The following is a 4,491-nucleotide window of genomic DNA, read 5'->3' as shown; positions in this document are numbered from 1 at the left end:
GTCATTTTTTATTTTTCTAATAAATTTTATAGATTATTAAAACACAAGGAATATTTAATAAAATTTGTCAAAAATTATAAATCAGGTGGTGATGTAGATGTCTCTATTTCAGAAAATGAAGAAAGCCAAGATCAGTGTCAAAAATAGACCATCTACGATCCCTGATCAGGTTTTAGATGGACAAAGTAAATTATCAGCGTCACTAAAAGAAACGGAATCATTAATAAAAAATGTGTTAGGGAAAAATGATGATTTTCAGGTAAAACATTTTAAAATATTTGGACAGTATCAGGCGGCCATGTTTTATTTTACTAATTTAGTTAACCAGGATCATGTCAATAAGGATATTTTAAGACCGCTTATGTATGTTCCTGAGCATTTAATTTCAAAAGAGAAGCCGCTGAATCAATTAATCGACATCATCATGCACGAAACCCTTTATCATGGTCAAGCCATGGTAGAAAAAAGTTTAGATAAGCTAATTGCAGTTCTTTTACGCGGGGAAACTGTTATTTTTGTGGATGGCCTCACTGAAGCCATTCATGTATCTACAAGAGAAGTGGAACATCGTTCTGTCACCCAGCCGGAAACGGAACAGGTTATTTTGGGACCGCGTGAAGGGTTTATTGAAAATATTGATACCAATATTGCAATGCTTAGATACCGCCTGCCGACAGCTGATTTCCAAGTTAGAACAATGGAAATTGGAAGATTGACGAAATCAACCGTTTGTTATTGTTATATAAAAGGAGTTACAAACGAGAAGGTTATAACCGAGGTCGAAAACAGACTTTCGGCTATTGATATTGATGCCATAATGGATGCGGGGTATTTAGAACAATTTATTGAAGATAATCACTTTACACCGTTTCCCCAGATACAGACAACAGAAAGACCAGACAAAACAGTTGCCAATTTAGTAGAAGGCCGGGTTGCCATCCTTGTAGACGGGTCCCCTTTTGCGCTGTTAGTTCCGGTTGTCTTTAACCAATTCTACCAAACGGCAGAGGATTATGCTTCAAGGTTTTTGATGGGTACTTTTGCGAGATTTGCTCGTGTGTTGGCACTTGTCTTTTCACTGATCTTTCCTTCGCTTTATGTGTCGTTGATTGCGTTTAATCCTGAATTGCTTCCGACCGAATTTGCTGTAGCCGTAGCGGGTGGGAGGGCCGGTGTCCCCTATCCTGCTGTAGTTGAGGTACTAATCATTGAAATATCTATGGAAATTTTAAGGGAAGCAACGGTACGGCTGCCGAGACAAGTGGGTGGAGCCCTATCCATTGTAGGGGTGTTAGTTGTCGGGCAGGCTGCTGTAGAAGCCGGTTTAGCAAGTCCCATTACAGTGGTAGTGATTGCCTTAACTACTATAGGATCTTTTGCAACACCAGCATATACAGCTGCTTTTGCCTTAAGGATGTTAAGGTTCCCAATCATGATTTTAGCAGGAATATTTGGTCTTTACGGAGTCATGATCGGAATTATCCTTACTTTCAATCATTTACTGAATCTTAAATCCTTTGGAGTACCATATATGGCACCCGTTTCTCCAGGAAGTTCACAGGGAATGAAAGATGTTGTCACGCGGAGCCCTCTTTGGTCGATGTCGAAAAGACCTAGTTTTCTACAACCTGCAAATCGTAAAAGACACGAACAAGATGATAATAAACAGTAGAAACTAAACAATGGGAGGGCACTTACAATGGAAAACCACAGGGAAATCACCACCGTACAAGCCTCGACGATCCTAATAAGTACCATCATTGGTGTAGGAGTACTTCCATTGCCATTGTTTGCTGTTCGAGGCGGGGGATCAGGGGCGCCGCTTGTCACGTTAGCAGGAATCATTCTAGCAGCAATCGGGTTATTTATTCTTACAATATTAGGAATTCGGCATCCAGAAAAAACAATTATCACCTATAGCAACGATATTGTCGGAAAATGGCTAGGGAAAATGTGTAGTATGATTGTGATTTTCTTTTTTATCATTTTATCCGCATTGGCTGCTCGTGAATTTGGAGAGGTAGTTGTTTCGGCTGTTTTAAGAGAAACCCCATTGGAAGTCACGGTGATAGTTATGCTTCTCATTGCCTGTCTGAGTGTGAGGTACAATATAAACACTTTTGCATATATTCACAATTTCTATGTACCGGCTATTTTGGGGCCAGTCTTAATTATTGTTGCATTTTCTTTGAAAAATGCAAATCCCCTCTACCTGCGTCCTATCATTGAAACTAATTTATTCTCCATGGTCAAAGGTATGTTAACGATATCTGCTTTGTTTCAAGGTTCTTTTATCGTTACAATGGTGATTCCTTTTATGAAAAATCCTAAGCAGGCAAAAAAGGCCAGCTTTTGGGGCATTTTTATATCAGGAGGAGTTTATCTGTTAATTGTGATCGCTACCATTGCTGTATTTGGAACGGAAGAGATTAAACAGATATTTTGGCCAACACTCGAATTAGCACGGACCACTGCACTGCCGGGAAATATCCTGCAGCGATTAGATGTTATCTTTTTAGCGGTGTGGGTGACAGCTGTATTTACAACCTTATTTTCAAGTTATTATTTTACGATTTATTCTTTAAAACAAATGGCCAAACTAAAAGACCACCGGATGTTATCGTTTTTTATGATGCCATTTGTGTTTTTTTTAGCAATGCTGCCGCAAAATATTTTGCAATTGTATGATGTTATTCAAATTGCGGGAAGAGCAGGCTTATTAATAACTATTCTATACCCCGCAATGTTATTAGGTATTGATCTCGTTAGGGGGAGAAGTAGGAGGAAGAAAAGTGATGCACAAGAATCATAGCTTACGTCTAGTCATCATCTTGTTTCTCCTCTTTCCCCTCCTCTCCGGGTGTTGGGACTCACAAGAAATCGAACAGCGTGCAACTGTATTAGCAATTGGCATTGACCAAGCTTCTAATAAAGAGGAAAATCAGCAGTCCGAAGGGGGGATTACCCATTTAGATAAAAGCAATTCTGCCGAACCAGAAGAAGAGCTGATAAGGGTGACCGCACAAATTGCGGTTCCCGGGCGTATTCCACTAGGACCCACACAAGGTCAAAGTTCACATAATTCAGTATTAATTGTCCAAGTTGTAGGTCACACCATTCAGGACGCTATGCTTAATCTTCAACAGCAGGTTGCTTATGAAACGTTCCTCGGACATTTACGTATTATTGTACTGAATGAAAAAATAGCAAAAAACGGGACACAACGATTTAATGATTTTTTGAGGCGTAATCCACAGATCCGCCGAACAGCCTCACTGGCAGTTTCAAAAGAGCCAGCAGAAGATTATATGAGGCTTATCCCTGAACTGCAGCGGATACCATCATTGTATTTAGCGGACATGGTCGATAACTTATCAGCATTAGGCAGATTCCCACCTAATTTCATTGGTTTATTCTGGACGATACTTTCTAGTAAGGGACAAGATCCGTATCTTCCTTATCTTACTATTAAAGATAAGAAGTCTATTCAATTAAGTGGATTGGCCTATTTTAGAGGGGATCGGATGGCAGGTAAGACATCGCCCCTTGAAATAGGATTTTATATGGCGATAAGAGGGATCGGCAGGGGTGGATATAGCGCCTTTATAAAAGTCCCGGAGAAGGATGAATTTGTACTAGTTAAGGCAATCTCTCGAAAAACAAAAATAAAGGTTAAACTAGTGGAAGGGAAACCTCATGTGGATATCAAGGTTCGTTACGAAAGCGAAATAGAAGAAAAGACCAGTCAAAGTATTTATATTAACAATTCATCTATTGTTGGGAAAATACAAAAAGAAACTTCCAAAGAAGTAGAAAGATCTTTAAAGAAGCTAATTGCCAAAACACAAAAGGCTGAAAGTGATATTTTTGGCTTTGGAGAACATGTCCGAGCCAAATATCCGAAATATTGGGCCAAGGAAATTGGAACGAAAGAAAATTGGAAAAGAGTATATAAAGACATTACTTATGATGTTCATGTCGATACTCGTATTCACCGGGTAGGAATGAAAGCAAAATAAAGGTGGAGGACTAGAGAGAATGTTTATTGGTTTTTTACCATATGTCATTGTTATCTTCATCGTAACAGGGCTTTTCATTCTCCTGGTCGATGCCAAAATGTACAAAAAAGAAAAACAGAAAAAAGAACATAAGGCATCATTAATTTTTGGATGGCTGAATATAGCCCTCGGCCTTGGATTGTTTTTGACAAATTGGGTATACAATAATTTTATTTGGTAGTTTGTTCTTTGATCAAACAAGATATAGGAGGATAAACAAATGGAACATAATGAAAAAATGGAAAAATTACTTCGTGATTACGGCTATCCTGAACAATCCATTCCAAGACTAGTACAAGAAATAAGCTCAATGAGCTTTGAAAAGGTAAAAAAGCTAATTCTTCCATATAACGATATTACAGCAGACAAATCATGAAATGAAACAGAATAACAAATAAGAAGACCCGGTTTATTCCGGGTCTTCTTATTTGTT

The 4,491-nt window shown here is 38.6% G+C and carries 5 protein-coding genes; all 5 read left to right on the top strand.

Annotation, left to right across the window (positions count from 1 at the left end; all coding sequences use genetic code 11):
- The first annotated feature begins 97 nt into the window (after positions 1 to 97).
- Genes V7266_RS29860 through V7266_RS29840 form a run of 5 tightly spaced genes read left to right on the top strand, consistent with a single transcriptional unit; the run spans position 98 to position 4,434 of the window.
- Positions 98 to 1,672: a spore germination protein gene (locus tag V7266_RS29860; protein WP_335472869.1), complete on the top strand. Its 1,575-nt coding sequence runs from the start codon at positions 98 to 100 to the stop codon at positions 1,670 to 1,672.
- 27 nt (positions 1,673 to 1,699) lie between these two features.
- Entirely contained in the window at positions 1,700 to 2,812 is a 1,113-nt protein-coding gene (locus tag V7266_RS29855; RefSeq protein ID WP_335472868.1) for a GerAB/ArcD/ProY family transporter, read from the top strand.
- Entirely contained in the window at positions 2,796 to 4,019 is a 1,224-nt protein-coding gene (locus V7266_RS29850) for a Ger(x)C family spore germination protein (RefSeq protein WP_335472871.1), read from the top strand. The genes V7266_RS29855 and V7266_RS29850 overlap by 17 nt, the downstream gene beginning before the upstream one ends.
- 19 nt (positions 4,020 to 4,038) lie before the next feature.
- On the top strand, positions 4,039 to 4,239 hold the full coding sequence (locus V7266_RS29845) for a CLC_0170 family protein (RefSeq protein WP_335472866.1): 201 nt from the start codon (positions 4,039 to 4,041) through the stop codon (positions 4,237 to 4,239).
- A gap of 39 nt (positions 4,240 to 4,278) precedes the next feature.
- Entirely contained in the window at positions 4,279 to 4,434 is a 156-nt protein-coding gene (locus V7266_RS29840) for a hypothetical protein (protein WP_335472864.1), read from the top strand.
- The last annotated feature ends 57 nt before the right edge of the window (positions 4,435 to 4,491 follow it).

Origin of the sequence: Neobacillus drentensis, assembly GCF_036965645.1 — a bacterium.
Taxonomy (GTDB): Bacteria; Bacillota; Bacilli; order Bacillales; family Cytobacillaceae; genus Neobacillus; species Neobacillus drentensis_D.
This window is presented reverse-complemented; position numbering and strand designations above follow the sequence as displayed.